At 36.7% G+C, this 300-nt stretch carries 1 pseudogene; it reads left to right on the forward strand.

Annotation, left to right across the window (positions count from 1 at the left end):
- A pseudogene (locus PSH50_RS21210) lies at positions 1-140 on the forward strand (transposase); the annotation flags it as partial.
- Positions 141-300 lie beyond the last annotated feature (160 nt).

Genomic DNA, 300 nt, shown 5'->3' on the forward strand with positions numbered 1-300 from the left:
AGGGTGAAAAGCTAAGTAAAGTTGAACTTATCTTTTTTAATCAAACAGTAAAGCAATACCGAGAGCGCCTATCAAGTATCAGCTGGTTTATGCGGTTGTTAAATGAAAACATTGCTCGCAGAGCAAAGAGAGAAATAAATTAGACACCCATCTTAAATTTTGCACTTTTTAAAAGCCAGATTCAAGGTCGAAGTGCACCACCTTTACTAAACTATAAGTTCAGGAGGTGTGCCATGGGTACCCAATATTCACATTTATCTAACTTTGAACGTTGTCGTTTATTTGAGTGGTATCATTACC

The sequence above is a fragment of the Pseudoalteromonas sp. Angola-7 genome, from assembly GCF_028599255.1.
GTDB classification, from domain to species: Bacteria; Pseudomonadota; Gammaproteobacteria; order Enterobacterales; family Alteromonadaceae; genus Pseudoalteromonas; species Pseudoalteromonas atlantica.